The sequence below is a fragment of the Massilia sp. BAP21 genome (genome assembly GCF_057801335.1).
In genome coordinates this window covers 3,466,093-3,482,415 of record NZ_CM173596.1, presented here as the reverse complement: position 1 = coordinate 3,482,415, position 16,323 = coordinate 3,466,093, and the positions used below count along the sequence as shown (strand labels likewise).

Annotated in this window: 12 protein-coding genes; 2 read left to right on the top strand and 10 right to left on the bottom strand. The window is 66.7% G+C overall.

The features are described 5' to 3' along the window. Window positions 1–17: 17 nt before the first annotated feature. The 10 genes from uvrA to ACWYRN_RS15315 form a co-directional block, all read right to left on the bottom strand. The gene (gene uvrA / locus ACWYRN_RS15360; protein WP_488688473.1) at window positions 18–2,579 is read right to left on the bottom strand and encodes an excinuclease ABC subunit UvrA; all 2,562 of its coding nucleotides are present in this window, start codon (window positions 2,577–2,579) and stop codon (window positions 18–20) included. A 211-nt stretch (window positions 2,580–2,790) separates the two neighbouring features. Continuing rightward, on the bottom strand, window positions 2,791–4,086 hold the full coding sequence (locus ACWYRN_RS15355) for a glycosyltransferase (protein WP_488688472.1): 1,296 nt from the start codon (window positions 4,084–4,086) through the stop codon (window positions 2,791–2,793). Continuing rightward, on the bottom strand, window positions 4,086–5,153 hold the full coding sequence (locus tag ACWYRN_RS15350) for an SDR family oxidoreductase (protein ID WP_488688471.1): 1,068 nt from the start codon (window positions 5,151–5,153) through the stop codon (window positions 4,086–4,088). The genes ACWYRN_RS15355 and ACWYRN_RS15350 overlap by 1 nt, the downstream gene beginning before the upstream one ends. A gap of 91 nt (window positions 5,154–5,244) precedes the next feature. Next, a complete protein-coding gene (locus ACWYRN_RS15345; RefSeq protein WP_488688470.1) occupies window positions 5,245–5,580 on the bottom strand; it encodes a DUF805 domain-containing protein in 336 nt (111 codons plus the stop codon). 150 nt (window positions 5,581–5,730) lie between these two features. Next, a complete protein-coding gene (locus tag ACWYRN_RS15340; RefSeq protein ID WP_488688469.1) occupies window positions 5,731–6,267 on the bottom strand; it encodes a pyridoxamine 5'-phosphate oxidase family protein in 537 nt (178 codons plus the stop codon). Window positions 6,268–6,354: 87 nt separating this feature from the next. Continuing rightward, window positions 6,355–6,765, bottom strand: coding sequence for a GFA family protein (locus ACWYRN_RS15335; RefSeq protein WP_488688468.1), 411 nt, complete (start codon window positions 6,763–6,765; stop codon window positions 6,355–6,357). A 69-nt stretch (window positions 6,766–6,834) separates the two neighbouring features. After that, window positions 6,835–7,281 carry a MarR family winged helix-turn-helix transcriptional regulator gene (locus tag ACWYRN_RS15330; RefSeq protein WP_488688467.1) on the bottom strand — a complete coding sequence of 149 codons (447 nt, stop codon included), beginning with the start codon at window positions 7,279–7,281 and terminating at the stop codon, window positions 6,835–6,837. Then, on the bottom strand, window positions 7,278–8,177 hold the full coding sequence (locus tag ACWYRN_RS15325; protein ID WP_488688466.1) for an alpha/beta hydrolase family protein: 900 nt from the start codon (window positions 8,175–8,177) through the stop codon (window positions 7,278–7,280). The genes ACWYRN_RS15330 and ACWYRN_RS15325 overlap by 4 nt, the downstream gene beginning before the upstream one ends. A 149-nt stretch (window positions 8,178–8,326) precedes the next feature. Then, entirely contained in the window at window positions 8,327–8,794 is a 468-nt protein-coding gene (locus ACWYRN_RS15320) for a cyanophycin metabolism-associated DUF1854 family protein (RefSeq protein WP_488688465.1), read from the bottom strand. A 3-nt stretch (window positions 8,795–8,797) separates the two neighbouring features. Next, entirely contained in the window at window positions 8,798–11,083 is a 2,286-nt protein-coding gene (locus tag ACWYRN_RS15315) for a cyanophycin metabolism-associated ABC transporter (RefSeq protein WP_488688464.1), read from the bottom strand. Between the two features lie 286 nt (window positions 11,084–11,369). On the opposite strand from ACWYRN_RS15315, the gene ACWYRN_RS15310 reads away from it, so the two are divergent. Both ACWYRN_RS15310 and cphA read left to right on the top strand, forming a co-directional pair. Next, a complete protein-coding gene (locus tag ACWYRN_RS15310) occupies window positions 11,370–13,544 on the top strand; it encodes a cyanophycin synthetase (RefSeq protein ID WP_488688463.1) in 2,175 nt (724 codons plus the stop codon). A gap of 81 nt (window positions 13,545–13,625) precedes the next feature. Next, window positions 13,626–16,196 carry a cyanophycin synthetase gene (cphA, locus tag ACWYRN_RS15305; protein WP_488688462.1) on the top strand — a complete coding sequence of 857 codons (2,571 nt, stop codon included), beginning with the start codon at window positions 13,626–13,628 and terminating at the stop codon, window positions 16,194–16,196. The last annotated feature ends 127 nt before the right edge of the window (window positions 16,197–16,323 follow it).

Below are 16,323 nucleotides of genomic sequence, written 5' to 3'. Positions count from 1 at the left end.
CGTGCTAATTATAACAATCAAGCTGGTACATACGGCCTCAAGTAGGGTGCGGTACGGCTACGCCCGGCCTTGGCCACCTTTTCAGGCGGGCCGGCGCAGACCACGGTGCCGCCTTCGTCGCCGGCGCCGGGGCCGATGTCGATCACCCAGTCGCAGGCCGCCACCACGCGCATCGTGTGCTCGACCACCACCACGGTGTTGCCGGCGTCGACCAGGCGCTGCAATTGCACGATCAGGCGATCCACGTCGGACGGGTGCAGGCCGGTGGTCGGCTCGTCCAGTACATACAGGGTGTTGCCACGCCCGGCGCGCTGCAGTTCGGTCGCCAGCTTGATGCGCTGGGCTTCGCCGCCCGACAGTTCCGTGGCCGGCTGGCCCAGGCGCAGGTAGCCGAGGCCGACTTCGCGCAATACTTCCAGCGAGCGTTCGACCAGCGCCTCGCCTGCGAAGAACTCGGCAGCGGCATCGACCGTCATGCCCAGCACCTCGGCGATGTTGCGGTCTTTATAGGTCACTTCCAGCGTCTTGGCGTTGTAGCGCGCGCCTTCGCATACCGGGCAAGGCGCGTACACACTGGGCAGGAACAGCAATTCCACCATGACCGAACCCTCGCCGGCGCAGTTCTCGCAGCGGCCCTTGGCGACATTGAAGGAGAAACGGCCGGCATTGTAGCGGCGCGATTTCGCCATCTTGGTGGCGGCGAAGAGTTTACGCACCTGGTCGAACAAACCGGTGTAGGTGGCCAGGTTCGAGCGCGGGGTGCGGCCGATCGGCTTCTGGTCGACGCGCACCATGCGGCGGATAGCCTCCATGCCGGCGGCGATGCGGCCTTCCAGCGGCAGCGCGGCTTCCTGTTCCAGGTCTTCGCCTTCCTCGGCTTCGGCGGCGGGAGCCCCCTGCCCCAGTTCCTTCGACACCAGTTCGACCAGTACCTGGCTCACCAGGCTCGATTTGCCAGAACCCGAGACGCCGGTGACGGCGGTGAGCACGCCGAGCGGGAAGTCGACGTCGAGCTTGTTTAGGTTATTGCGGGTGACGCCTTCCAGGCGCAACTGGCCGACGGGTTCGCGCCGGGTGCGTGCTTCGGGCGGCGCATCGTCGAACAGGTAGCGCCGCGTCTGCGACGCCTCGATTTTCTTCAGGCCCTCGGGCGGGCCGCTGTACAGCACTTCGCCGCCACGCTCGCCGGCGGCCGGGCCGACGTCGACGATCCAGTCCGCGCAGCGGATCACGTCCAGCGCGTGCTCGACCACGAACATCGAGTTGCCCGAGGCTTTCAACTGGTCGAGGGCCGTGAGCAGCGCCTCGGTATCGGCCGGGTGCAGGCCGGCCGAGGGTTCATCCAGCACGTAGACCACGCCGAACAGATTCGAGCGCACCTGCGTGGCCAGGCGCAGGCGCTGCAGTTCGCCGGGAGAGAGCGTCGGCGTGCTGCGTTCCAGCGCCAGGTAGCCCAGGCCCAGGGCCAGCAGCACGTCCAGGCGCGCGACCAGGTCTTCGGCGATACGGCGCGTGACGATCAGCTGCTCGGGGTGCAGCTTGGCGCGGCGCGCATCCTTTGGCGCCGCGCCGGCGGCGTAAGGCTGCAGCAGCGCGTGCAGGCGCGCCATCGGCATGCGCGAGATATCGGTGATGTCGACGCCGGCAAACGTCACCGACAAGGCTTCCTGGCGCAGCCGCTTGCCGCGGCAAAGCGGGCATTCGGTGCTCACCATGTAGCGCGCCACGCGCTTCTTCATCGAGGCGCTTTCGGTGGTGGCGAAGGTCTGCATCACATAGCGCTTCACGCCGGTGAAGGTCCCCTGGTAGCTGGGCGGGTCCTTGCGCTTCAGGGCGCGTTTGGTTTCCTCGGGCGTGAGGCCGGCGTAGACCGGCACGGTCGGCGTTTCGTCGGTGTACAGGATCCAGTCGCGGTCTTTCTTCGGCAAGTCGCGCCAGGGCGTGTCGACGTCGTAGCCCATGGTGACGAGGATGTCGCGCAGGTTCTGGCCGTGCCAGGCCGGCGGCCAGGCGGCAATCGCCCGTTCGCGGATGGTCAATGAATCGTCGGGCACCATCGATTGTTCGGTCACTTCGTACACGCGGCCCAGGCCCGAGCACTCGGGGCAGGCGCCTTCCGGGGTGTTCGGGGAGAAGGACTCGGCGTACAGGAGTTCCTGGCCTTCCGGGTAATCGCCGGCGCGCGAGTACAGCATGCGCAGGGAATTCGACAGGGTGCTGACGCTGCCGACCGAGGAGCGCGTGGTGGGCGAACCGCGCTGCTGCTGCAGGGCCACGGCCGGCGGCAGGCCGTCGATCTCGTCGACTTCGGGGACCGGCATCTGGTGGAACAGGCGGCGCGCGTAGGGCGAGACCGACTCAAGATAGCGGCGCTGGGCTTCGGCGTACAGGGTGCCGAAGGCGAGCGAGGATTTGCCGGAGCCGGAGACGCCGGTAAAGACGACCAGCGCGTCGCGCGGGATGTCGAGGCTGACGTTCTTCAAGTTGTGTTCGCGCGCGCCGCGTACGCGCACGTAGCCGGGGCGGCCCTGGCCGGATTGGGGGGTGGTGGCGGTGGTGTCCTCGGCTTTCCTGCGCATTGCTTGTCGTCCGGTGATTCGTTGGTGTTATTAAAGCGCTCTGAGTCGGAAAAGACGGTGCGGTGACACACGCTGTAGGGTGGACGGCTCGTTCCCGGTCCTTGCCTATCACCAACATGGGCGCCGTCCACGCGTCCAACCGCCCCCCGAAACACCGCGGCACATCATCCTGGCGTTGAACGCGTGGACGGCATACGCGCCGCGTGACGTGCTACGCCACGGGTGGAGCCGTCCACCCTACGATGGTCTCGATGCCGGTATCGCGTTCGAAATACGCCGCCACGGCGCGGCAGCGGGCCGGCAAGCCTTCATCGTCGAGCAAGGCTTCCAGGCACCGCAACAAGCGCCCCTGCGTCAGGCGCGTGGCCGGCAAACTCCGCCCCACGCCCAGCGCCGCGACGCGTGCCCCATTGTCGAACTGGTCGTGCGCCAGCGGCACCACCAGCTGCGGCGTGCCGGCATGCAGCGCCTCGGCCGTGGTCCCGACGCCGCCATGGTGCACCAGCACCGCCACATGCGGCAGCAAGGCCCGCAGCGGCACATACTCCTGCCACAGCACATGGCGCGGCAGCTCGGCGGGTAGCTGATCGCGGTGCGGCGTAAGGAACACCGCCCGCTCGCCCAGCAACCGCGAGGCCTCGATCGCGTGCTCGAAGTAGGCCCGCGCCTGGCGGTTGCCGGTCCCCGGCGTGAACACCAGCGTGCGCCCGCCCTGGCCCAGGAAATGGCGCAGCTCGGCGGACAGTTCCGCATGCGGATTCGGGTCGTACAAGGGAAAGCCGGTACGCAGCATCGGCTGCGGCCAGTCCGGCTGGGTCGGCGCAAACCACTCCGGGAACAGCCCGATCGACCAATCCGGAATCGCAAAGATGTGGTCCATCAGCGACCCGGCCGGCGCCAGCCCGGCCGCACGGCGCTTCGCATTCACGTCCGGCATCGCAATCGGATCAACCAGGTGTTTGACCGCCGTGCGCCACAGCCAGCGGCGCGCGCCATGCGGCACCCAGCGCGGTACGCGGTACGGTCCCAGCAGCAGCGGGTCGTAGACGGTGGGGATGTTGGACGGCGCCAGGAAGATCGCGGCAATGCGCAGGCCTGGACGCGCGGCGCGGCACAGGTCTGCTTCGGGCAGCGCCAGCGGATGGACCACCATCGTGCATGGCTCATCGGCCGGCAGCGCCGCCATGAAAGCCGGGACCAGGGCCATGGCCGGCCGCGTCGCCGCCCACACCACGCCGAAGCCGCGCGTCGGATGCCACAAGTCGGGATGGTCGAGCACCGCCTCGTCGGCCGGCAAGCCGTGGAAAGGCAGGCCGGCCTCGCGTACATACGGCCCATGCTGCTCCGGCCCGAGGAAACTGACCCGCCGCCCCGCCGCATGCAGGGCCAGGCCCAGCTTCAGGAAGGGAAATAGGTCGCCGGCCGAGCCGATCGTCACCAGGACAACATGGCCGGCGTCGACGGGAGTGCGATCGACGTCCACGTCGTGCGCTCCCGTGATCGCCATTACGGAATCAAGCGCTCGGCGCGCAGGCGCGCGAACAGGTCGAAGAACGAGCTGTCGGTGGCCTGGTAGGCGCTGAAGCCGAGGCGGCGGCTGTTGGCCATGTCGGTCATGACTTCCAGCGGACGGCCGAGGTCGAGGTCGGTGTGCCAGGCCGAGGCCAGGCGCTCCAGGTCGGCTTCGACGAGGTTATGCTTGGCGGCGATCTGGCGCCAGGTGTCGGCGTCGTTCGCCATCGCGGCTTCCAGCGGCTGCATCGTGCCATTGAAGCCGGCCGCTTCCACGCCGAACCATTCGGCCAGCTTCGGCCACAGCCAGCTCCAGCGGAACACATCGCCATTCACGATGTTGAAGGCTTCGTTCTTGGCCGCATCGGTGTCCGCCGCCCAGGCCAGTTGCTTCGCCAGCATGCGCGCGTCGGTCACGTCCGACAAGCCCTTCCACTGCGCTTCCGAGCCCGGGAACTGGAACGGGCGGCCGGTTTCCTTGCAGATGGTGGCGTACACGGCCAGCGTGGTGCCCAGGTTCATGGCGTTGCCGACGGCCAGGCCGATGATGGTGTGCGGACGGTGGATGCTCCAGGTGAAGCGGTCGCGCGCGGCGGCGGCGTAGACTTCGTCTTCCTGGGCGTAATAGAAGTTCTCCAGCGGCAGCCGCGGCTGGCTTTCGCGCAGCGGCGTGTCGGGCAAGGTGCCCGAGCTGGCATAGGCCTCGAAGGGGCCGAGGTAGTGCTTCAGGCCGGTGACCAGGGCCACGTGGCGCAGGCTTTTTTGCGGCGACAGCGCGTCGAGCAGATTGCGCACCAGGGCGGCGTTGACGCGGATGTTCTCGGCTTCGGTGTCCTGCCGCATCCAGGTGGTGATGAAGACGTGGGTCGGCGCGACGTCTGCCAGGGCAGTGCTCAGCGCGGCCGGGTCGAGCAGGTCGGCGGCGACATGGCGCACGCCCGGCAAGTCCTTCGGTGCGCGGCGCGACAGGCCGACCACATCCCAGCCGTTCGCGAGCAGTTCGCGTGCGAGGTGGTTGCCGCCGATGCCGGTGACGCCGGCGATCAATGCTGTCCGTTTCATCTTTGTCCTTTCTCTACCAAGTAAAGCCTATTCTACTTGGGCAGGAAAAAAGACGTCGGCGCCGCCTGAACGCGGCGCCGCGGACAAGCGCTCAGACCGTTGCCGGCAAGCCCTGGCTGTAGCGGTTCGGACGGCCTTCCTGCACCATGAACACGATCAGGATGATCCAGCCGATGAAAGGCACGAACCAGATCAGCTGCCACCAGCCGCTGCGGTCGGTATCGTGCAGGCGGCGGGAACCGGCGGCGAGCACGGGCAGGAGCGTGGCCAGGTTGAACAGGATACCGACGGTGTTGCTGACGACATTCGCCGCCAGGCCGCCGAGGAACACGAACAGCATGAACCACCAGTATTCGGAGCGCGAGGCGGTACCGTCGAAGGTGGCGTACTTGTTGAAGCAGGTGGAAATCGATTCGGTAAACGTCATGCCGGCTCTTTCAGGTTAACGAGTGCTACGCGTTGATAGAAAAACCACGCTTGTAGTATGTCACGCGGACAAGAATTGCGCTACAACAAGCTCAGCCGCCCTTGCGGGCGTAGCTGGCCGTTAGCATGTCCTGCCTGGGGCGAGATGCTGTTACGGCAGCAGTCGCCCTTCGATCGAATCGTCGAGCGTCTTGCCGATGGCGGCGCCCACCAGCATCTTGGCCCCGGCCACGGCCTGGCCGTGCTTGTTGTCCCAGTAGTAGCCGGCACGCGGCGTCACCCCGATGACGGTGATGCGCGGGTCGTCCTCGCCTTCGGTGAACCAGGTCTTCAGCGTAAAGTCCCAAAGCGCCTTGATCTTCGCTTTGTCCTGTGAGATCGTCGCGACGCCGTCGAGTTCCAGGAAACCGGCGTGCTTGTCGGCCTGGAAGTAAAGCTTCACGTTCGGGTCGGCCTTCAGCTCGGCGTTCTTGTGGCTGTCGATGGCGCTCATGAACCACAGGGTGCCGTCGTCGTCGGCCTGCAGCACGCTCATCGGACGCACGCCGCGGCTGTCGCCCAGGCTGCCATGGGTGGTGAAGAAACAGGTCTTGGCGTCGTCGGCCATTTCCTTGATGCGGGCGCGGGCTTCCGCTCCGGCGAGGTCGCGGCGGTTCTCTTCAGGTTGCTGCTGGTTGATCGAATCCATGGGTTCTCCTTCGTTGGTCACGATGGGTCACCTTAGCTCGTCAAGACGCTTCCGTATGTGCACTGCCTCACGCGGGCGGTCGCATCGCTAGCCGGCCTGGCCTTCGCTACGGGTGCGCGGGTATTCCGGCAGGCCGTCATGCAGCCGCATCCAGGGCAGGCGCTCGTTCACGAAGGTGTGGTCGCCGAGGGCGATGGCGGCCGGGTCGTCGAGGGTGGCGGTGGAGATGTCGAGCTCGTCGGGGTAGCGGTCGTCCTGGTAGGTGAGCGTGGTGCCGCAGGTGGAGCAGAAGCTGCGCAGGACGTGGTCGCTGGAGCGGAAGGTGGTGGCGTTACCCTGCGAAAAACGAAACTTGTCCATGGCGGCGCTGACCCAGGCCACCGCGGGGGCGCCGGCGATGCGGCGGCAGTCGCTGCAATGGCACAGGGTGCTGTGGAAGGTGTCGCCGTCGATGACGTAGCGTACTGCACCGCAAAAACATCCGCCCTGCAAGATCATGACCGTCTCCTGTCGACGACACCGGTATCCAGAATAGGCGAGAGCGCGGCCCGCTTCAAGCGGAACGCGTCACGACGCCGCGTCTTCCGCTATGACGCGCGCACTGTGCTCCAGCCAGCGCGCGACGACCTGCTGCTCCTGCACGCTGAAGCCCGCCGTCAGGCGTTCGTTGAGCTCGGCAAGCACCGCCCTGGCGCGCACGCTGGCGTCGATACCCGCAGCGGTCAGGCGCAGGCGCGTCAGGCGCGCGTCGTGCTCATCGGCAATGCGCTCGACCAGCGCGGCAGCCTGCATGCGCTTCGACAGGTTCGTTACCGCGGCGGGCGCCACGTCCAGCGCCTGCGCGATCTCGCCGATGGCGGCCTCGTCGCGTGCGGCGAGCACGAACAGCAGGCCGACCTGGGCCGGGCTGATACCGTCCCAGGCCTGGTCGCGACGCTCGATCCAGCGCGCGATCGCCTTCTGGGCCCGGTTGACCAGGAACACGAAGCGCGGCGGCCTGGACACGCCCTTCATGCCGCGTCCCCGGCCGCATCCGGGGCATGGCGCCGGTTCGCCAGCTGCAGCAGCAGCCAGGCGCCGGCATCTTGCCACAGGCCCGCCGCGCAGCGCCGCCGGAAAAAGCCCATGTGGCCGATACCCGGCAGCCCGAGGCTGCGCGGGTCGACCTGGCGGCGTTCGAGCGGCGCCGACGTGTAGCCCGCGAGCAGGATGTCCATCGCCCCGGGATTGGCCCAGGGATCGTCGTCGAAGCCCAGCACCAGCAAGGGAATCGCGACGTCGGCCATCCGGCGCCCGGCATCGAGTGCCGGATCGTCGAAGAAATAGCGCGGCAATGTGGTCCAGCGGCTCCATTCCAGCATCACTGCGCGCGGCAAGTCTTCGCCCAGTCCGATGCGCCGTCCCGGCATGTAGCCCAGCAGCGCGCACAGCACGGGCGCCAGCAGGCGCATCACGCACCACACGCGCAAGCGCTCGGCGCGGCCGCGGATGGTGCGCGTCACGCCGGCATGGGTGGCCACCAGCAAGGCCGCGCGCAGGTGCGCCGTTTCCAACGACAGTCCGATCGCATGCCCGCCCACGCTATGCCCCACCGCCAGCAAGGGCAGGCCGGGAAAGCGCGACTGCGCCCAACGCGTCACCGCGCCGACATCCTCCAGCATCCAGTCCGACATACTCACTTCGAAGCCGCGCAAGCGCGCCGGCCGCGACGCGCCTGTGCCCCGGTAATCGTAGGTCACCACGTGCAGGCCGAGGCCGCACAGATAGCGGGCAAAGGCTTCGTAATACCCTTGCGTTAACGCCGTGGCGGGATGGATCAGGACCACGCCGCGCGGGGAACTTGCCGCGAACAGGCGTGCGCCGATATCGGCGGCGGCGCCGATGGGGATACGGATCGCTTCGGCCGTCATGTGCAGCTCCCGATATAGTTAACGTGTTAACGACATTAGCACCGGCTTGCTGGCCAGGCAAGGCGCAGGGTAGCGATTCGAAGGAAACCTCCAGAAACGACAAAGCCGCCCCGGCCTTGCAGGCAGGGCGGCTTTCCGGGCATGCGCGATCAGAGGAAGCGGTCGAGGATCTTGCGGCTTCCCTTGTCGATCCTGAACATGTCGCGCACCAGGAAGTTGATGCCGTGGCTGTCCGCAATCAGCAGCGAGGCCTCGCCCACGCGCCGGATATCCTCGTCCACCTTCAGCACGAACGCGGTCTCGCCGCGGTCGGTCTTCACATACCAGGTGCAGGGCGTGGCGAAGCTCGACACGCTGCGGATCGTCTCGATCTCGGGAATGAATTCGCGCCCTTCGAGTTCCTCGGTGATCAAGGCGCGGATCGCTTCCGGCTGCTCGGCCAGGTCGTCGATCCAGGCCACTTCCTTGCCGCCATCGCGCACCAGCGAAATGCCGCGCGTCGGCGCCTGGATCGGAAAGGCGCGCACCGGGATCACGCCGACGAAGTCTTCGCCCTCGGCGCTCATGAACACCAGTTTGCCGAACGCGTCGCGGCGCAGTTGAATGGGATTGCTCATGCTTTAGTCGTCCTTGTTGGCGTCGTCCATGTCCTGGTCGACATTGCGCGCCTGCGCTTCATACAGCCTGTGGTAGGCGCCTTCGCGCGCCATCAGTTCGTCGTGGCTGCCCTCTTCCACCACCACGCCGCGGTCGAGCACGACCAGGCGATCGGCGCGGTGCAGCGTCGACAGGCGGTGGGCAATCGCAATCGTGGTGCGGCCCTGCACCAGGTTGTCGAGCGCCTTCTGGATTTCCTTTTCGGTTTCCGAGTCCACCGACGAGGTTGCCTCATCGAGGATCAGGATCGGCGGGTCGATCAGGAGCGCGCGCGCAATCGAGATACGCTGGCGCTCGCCGCCCGACAGGCCTTGCCCGCGCTCGCCCACCATCGAATCGTAGCCCTGCGGCAGGCGCAGGATGAATTCGTGGGCGTGGGCGGCGCGGGCGGCGGCGATGATTTCCTCGCGCGTCGCATGCGGCTTGCCGTAGGCAATGTTCTCGGCAATCGTGCCGAAGAACAGGAACGGTTCCTGCAACACGAGACCGATGTTGCGGCGGTAGTCGGCCACGGCAAACGAGCGGATATCCACGCCATCCAACAGGATCGCGCCTTCGGCCACGTCGTAGAAGCGGCAGATCAGGTTGACCAGCGTGCTCTTGCCCGAACCGCTGTGCCCGACCAGGCCCACCATTTCGCCGGCCTTGATGTTCAGGGAAATGCCGCGGTTCACGGCGCGGTTGCCGTAGCGGAAACCGACTTCGCGCAGCTCGATATTCCCCTGCACTTCAGGAACCTTGGCAGGCGTCACCGGGTCCGGCACGCTCGACACGTGATCCAGGATATCGAAGATGCGCTTGGCGGCCGACGCCGACTTTTGCGTCACCGACACGATGCGGCTCATCGAATCGAGTTTTACATAGAAGCGGCCGCTGTAGGCGATGAAGGCGGTCAGTGTGCCGACCGTAATGTCGCCCTGCGATACCTGCCAGATACCGAAGATCCAGATCACCAGCAGGCCCAGTTCGGTCAGCAGCGACACCGTCGGCGAGAACAACGACCACACGCGGTTCAGCTTGTCGTTGACGGCCAGGTTGTGCTTGTTGGCTTCGCGGAAGCGCAGCGCTTCGCGCTTTTCCTGGGCAAAGGCTTTCACCACGCGGATGCCGGGAATGGTATCGGCCAGCACGTTGGTGACCTCGCCCCAGACGCGGTCGATCTTCTCGAAGCCGGTGCGCAGGCGGTCGCGCACCACGTGGATCATCCAGGCGATGAAGGGCAGCGGCACCAGGGTCACCAGCGCCAGCCACGGATTCATGCTGAACAGGATCACGCCGGTCATGATGATGAGCAGCACGTCCGACAGGAAGTCGAGCAGGTGCAGCGACAGGAAGACACTGATCCGGTCCGAGCCGCTGCCGATGCGGCTCATCAGGTCGCCGGTGCGCTTGCCGCCGAAGTATTCGAGCGACAGGCGCAGCAGGTGTTCATAGGTGGTCGAGCGCAGATCGGCGCTGATACGCTCGGATGCGAGCGCCAGCACATAGGTCTTGCCCCAGCCCAGGGCCCAGGCCAGTATCGACGCGCCGAACAGGCCGCCCATGTACAGCCAGACGAGCGAGTTGTCGATGGTCTGGCCGTTCTGGTACGGGATCAGCACATTGTCCATCAGCGGCTTGGTCAGGTACGGCGGAATCATGTGCGCCGCCGTCGAGCCCAGCATCAGCAGGAAACCCACCAGCAGCTGCACCTTGTACGGCCGGGCGAAGCGCCACAGGCGGAACAGGGTCCAGGTGGAGGGCGGCGTGTGCAGCACCTTGGTGCAGATCGGGCAATCTTCCTGGTCCGGTTCGAGCGGCGCCTTGCAGCTCGGGCAGGTGTGGGTCTCGGGCGGCTGCACGGCCACGCCGGTGAGCACGCTTTTCAGTTGGTCCGTAAAGGCATCGACCACGCGGATGGCGTGCAGGTTCTGGCCCAGGGTGAAACGCCAGGACGCCAGGCGGCCCTGTTCATCGACCAGTTCCAGGTGGCCGACGCCGGCATGGTCGTGGTGCTGGAGGGCCAGGCCGGGGCGGTAGGCCCAGTCGCGCCAGGCCGTTTCGCCGGGGGCAAGGCTCAGCAGACGGCGGTTCGTGACGACCAGGATGCCCTTCACGAAACGTAATTTCGCATCGAGGTCAACCTCCACGCTACTTAAAACGTTTTCCCCTGGTGCAAGCTGTTTCCGAACGTCACCCTGCCAGGCATCGGGCAGGAAACTGGCGGGTGCCGCCAGCGAAGTCGGAATAGCAGGTTGTTGAGTTGTCATTGTGTGATGCAGCCTTGGTCAGGCAAGTTCTGAATAAGGGGGTAACGCGGTGACCGGCTCAGCGGTTTACGTAGAACGTGGAAATATTCTTCGCTGGCGGTGTGATTACCGTAGCACGGCCCCCGGGAAACCGGTGCCGGATAGGAAATAAGCCCGCGAGTATATAACACGGCGCACCACAGCATCTCGCGCAGCATGGCGATTCGGTGCGGTAGCGCACAGGCAGAAAAACATAGGCAACGCCATCATGGTAGTCGTGCAGACACCGGCGGCAAGACATCGATACATGACGAAAAAGAACGACATCAAGTTTCTCCGTGTGACCCATTTGCGCGGCCCGAACATCTGGACCTACCGTCCGGTCATCGAGGCCTGGCTCGACATCGGCGAGCTGGAAGACTTCCCCTCGAACAAACTGCCTGGTTTCACGGAGCGCCTGACAGCCTGGCTGCCCGGCCTGATCGAGCACCGCTGCGGCGTCGGCGAGCGCGGCGGCTTCATCGAACGCCTGCAGGGCGGCACCTGGGCCGGCCACATCCTCGAGCACGTGGTGCTGGAGTTGCAGAACATGGCTGGCATGAAGACCGGCTTCGGCAAGACCCGCTCCACCGGCGAACATGGCGTGTACAAAATGGCCTTCCGCACGCGCGACGCCGTGGTCGGCCGCGCCGCCCTGGAAGCCGGCCACCGCCTGCTGATGGCGGCCATCAACGATGAAGCCTTCGACATGGCCGGCACCGTCAGCCGATTGACCGACCTGGTCGACCGCTACTGCCTCGGCCCGTCCACCGCGAACATCGTCGACGCCGCCACCGACCGCCGCATCCCCTCGATCCGCCTGACCGAAGGCAACCTGGTGCAGCTCGGCCACGGCGCCGCCCAGCGCCGTATCTGGACCGCCGAAACCGACCGCACCAGCGCCATCGGCGAAGGCATCGCCAGCGACAAGGACCTGACCAAGAGCCTGCTCGCCTCTTGCGGCGTGCCGGTGCCGGAAGGCGCGCTGGTGCGCAGCGCGGCAGCCGCCTGGGAAGAAGCGCAGGACATCGGCCTGCCGGTGGTGGTCAAACCCGTCGACGGCAACCATGGCCGCGGCGTGACCCTGAACCTGATGACGGAAGCGGATGTGCATGCCGCCTACGCCATCGCCTCGAAGGAAGGCGACAGCACCGCCGTGCTGGTCGAGCGCTTCATCCCCGGCAACGAGCACCGCCTGCTGGTCGTCGGCAAGAAGGTCGTGGCCGCCGCACGCGGCGAGGCGCTGTGGGTCACCGGCGACGGCAAGTCCACGGTCGCCCAGCTCTGCGACAGCCAGATCAACATCGACCCGCGCCGCGGCGACAGCGAGGAATTCCCGCTCGGCCGCATCGACACCAAAGACCCGGTGATCCTGCTCGATTTGCAGCGCCAGAGCCTGACGCCGGACGCGATTCCGCAAGACGGCCAGCGCGTGCTGATCCAGCCAAACGGCAACGTCGCCGACGACGTGACCGGCATCGTGCATCCGGACGTGGCCCACGCCGCCGCCCTGGCCGCGCGCGTGGTCGGCCTCGACATCGCCGGCATCGACCTGGTCTGCGAAGACATCTCCAAACCCCTGCTTGAGCAGCGCGGCGCCATCATCGAAGTCAATGCCAGCCCTGGCCTGCTGGCCCACATCAAGCCGGCCAGCGGCGAACCGAGGAACGTCGGCGCGGCCATCGTCGAGCACCTGTTCGCGGCTGAAGAATCGGGCCGCATCCCGATCGTCGGCGTCACCGGCACCCTGGGCAGCAGCCTGATCGCGAAACTGCTGGGCTGCCTGCTGAACGCGGCCGGCAAGCACGCCGGCGTGGCAAACGGCGAAGGCCTCTACCTCGACGGCCGCCAGGTACAAAAAGGCGATTGCACCGGCTTTGCCGCCGGCGAGCGCCTGCTCATCAACCGCAACATGGAAGCGGCGGTATTCGAATCGAACGCGCGCAGCATCCTGCTTGAGGGCCTGCCCTACGACCGCTGCTCGGTGGGCGTGGTCACCGACATGGGCAAGCTCGACGACGTGCGCGACCTGCACATCAACGACGATGAAGCGCTGGCCAACGTGGTGCGCAGCCAGGTCGACGTGATCCTGTCCAGCGGCGCGGCCGTGCTGAACGCGGCCGATCCGGAAGTGGTGAAGCTGGCCGAACTGTCGGACGGCCGCGTGATCTTCTACGGCATGGACGAGCATAACCCCGTGATGGCGGCGCACCGCGCGGCCGGCGAGCGTGTCGTGTTTGCGCGCGACAACCGCATCATGCTGGCCGACGGAGCAGAAGAAACTGCCCTGCTCGACCTCGCCAAGATCAAGCCGGCCACCGTCAAGCATCCGGCCAGCGTGCTGGCCGCCACCGCCGCCGCCTGGGCGCTGGGCCTGCAGCACGACCTGATCTGCGGCGGCCTGCGCGCCTTCGACGCCACGCCAAAGAAAACGATTTATTGAAGAAGAGCGGGCCGGCTTTTGAAACCGGCAGCCGCCCGCCGCGCGTGATTGGCGCGGCCCACATTTAAGGATTACAGTTTTATGGAAGTATCTCGCGTACGGGCCCTGCGTGGCCCCAATCTCTGGAGCCACCACACCTCGGTCGAGGCGATCGTCGCCTGCACGCCGGAAGAAGAATCGATTGGCGCCCTGCCAGGCTTCGAGACGCGCCTGCGTTCCCTCTTCCCCCAGCTCGGCCAGCTGCAGCCGCTCGGCCACGACGACACCATCCCGCTGGCCCATGTACTAGAAGTAGTCACGCTCGACCTGCAGGCGCAAGCCGGCTGCCCGGTCACCTTCAGCCGCACCACCGCCACGCTGGAAAGCGGCATCTACCAGGTAGTGGTCGAATACACCGAGGAAGACGTCGGCCGCCTGGCCCTCACGCTGGCGGAAAACCTGATCGCAGCCGCGCGCAATGACGCACCCTTCGATCTGCAGAACGCCCTCACCCAGCTGCGCGACCTCGACGAAGACGTGCGCCTCGGCCCGTCCACTGGCTCGATCGTGCAGGCCGCCGCGGCCCGCAACATTCCCTTCCGCCGCCTGACCGAAGGCAGCCTGGTGATGTTCGGCTGGGGCAGCAAGCAGCGCCGCATCCAGGCCGCCGAGATCGACGCCACCGGCGCGATTGCCGAGACCATCGCCCAGGACAAGGAACTGACCAAGAAGCTGCTCGACGCCGCCGGCGTGCCGGTGCCGCATGGCCGCACGGTGACGGACCCGGACGACGCCTGGGCCGCGGCCCAGGAGATCGGCCTGCCGGTCGTGGTCAAGCCGAAGGACGGCAACCAGGGCAAGGGCGTGACGGTCAACATCACGACCAAGGAACAGATCACCGCCGGCTTCATTGCTGCCAGCGAATTCCGCGACGACATCATGGTCGAGCGCTACCTGCCGGGCCACGACTACCGCCTGCTGGTCATCGGCGACAAGCTGGTGGCCGCCGCACGGCGCGAACCGCCGAACGTGACCGGCGACGGCGTGCACACCGTGCGCGAACTGGTCGACATCGTCAACCGCGACCCGCGCCGCGGCAACGGTCACTCGACTTCGCTCACCAAGATCCGCTTCGACGACATCGCCCTGGCCAGCCTGGCCACGCAAGGCATGGAGGCCGACTCGGTGCCGCCCAAGGGCAAGCGCGTCATCCTGCGCAACAACGCGAATTTGTCGACCGGCGGCACCGCCACCGACGTCACCGACGACGTGCATCCGGAAGTGGCGGCGCGCGCGATTGCCGCCGCCCACATGGTCGGCCTGGATATCTGCGGCGTCGACCTGGTGTGCGACAGCGTGTTGAAACCGATCGAAGACCAGAACGGCGGCGTGGTCGAAGTGAACGCCGCGCCGGGCCTGCGCATGCACCTGGCGCCCTCGTTCGGCAAGCCGCGCGCCATCGGCGAAGCGATTGTCGACATGCTGTATGAAGATGGCGACGACGGCCGCATCCCGGTGGTCGCCGTCACCGGCACCAACGGCAAGACCACCACGGTGCGCCTGATCGCGCACCTGCTCACCGCCTCCGGCCTGCGCACCGGCATGACGAATACCGACGGCGTGTACATCGAAGGCCGCCGCATCGACAGCGGCGACTGCAGCGGCCCGCGCAGCGCGCGCAATGTGCTGCTGCACCCGGACGTCGATGCCGCCGTCTTCGAGACCGCGCGCGGCGGCCTGCTGCGCGAAGGCCTGGCTTTCGACCGCTGCCAGGTGGCGGTGGTGACCAACATCGGCGCCGGCGACCACCTCGGCCTGAACTACATCACCACGCTGGAAGACCTGGCGGTCCTGAAGCGCGTGATCGTGCAGAACGTGATGGAGGGCGGCATGGCCGTGCTGAACGCCGCCGACCCGACCGTGGCCGACATGGCGAACTTCACCCGCGGCGACGTCACCTTCTTCGCCCAGGACGGCAATCTGCCGCTGATGGCCATGCACCGCGCCCAGGGCCGCCGCGCCGTGTTCGTGGAAGATGGACACCTGGTCTGCGCGCAGGGCAAGTTCGAGCACCGTATTCCCCTGGCGGACGTGCCGATCACCCGTGGCGGCGTGATCGGCTTCCAGGTCGAGAACGTGATGGCCTCGGTGGCCGCGGCCTGGGGCGTCGGCATCGACTGGGACAAAATCGCCCTCGGCCTGCGCACCTTTGTCGGCGAGAGCGACAATGCGCCGGGGCGTTTCAACGTCTTCGACTATCGCGGCGCGACGCTGATCGCCGACTACGGCCACAATCCGGACGCGATCGCGGCGCTGGTGTCGGCCGTGGAGAACATGCCGGCCAAACGGCGTTCGGTGGTGATCAGCGGCGCCGGCGACCGCCGCGACCAGGACATCACGCAGCAGACCGCCATTCTTGGCGCGGCCTTCGACGACGTGCTGCTGTACGAAGACCAGTGCCAGCGCGGGCGGGCCGACGGCGAAGTGGTGGCGCTGCTGCGCCAGGGCTTGCAGGGTGCATCGCGCACCAGTCACGTGGAAGAGATCTACGGCGAGTTCGTGGCGATCGACCGCGCGCTGGAACGTGTGTCCGACGGCGACCTGTGCCTGATCCTGATCGACCAGGTGGATGAGGCCTTGGCGCACATTGCCAAGCGTGTCGCCGAGGCATAAGCCGTAGGGTGGACGGCTTTGCCGTCCACGCGTTCAACCATCACCTGATCATTCGCATCGGCTCCTTGCGCCGTTTGATTCAACGCGGCAAAATCGAACGTCGCGGCGGATCACGCCATGTTTGAAC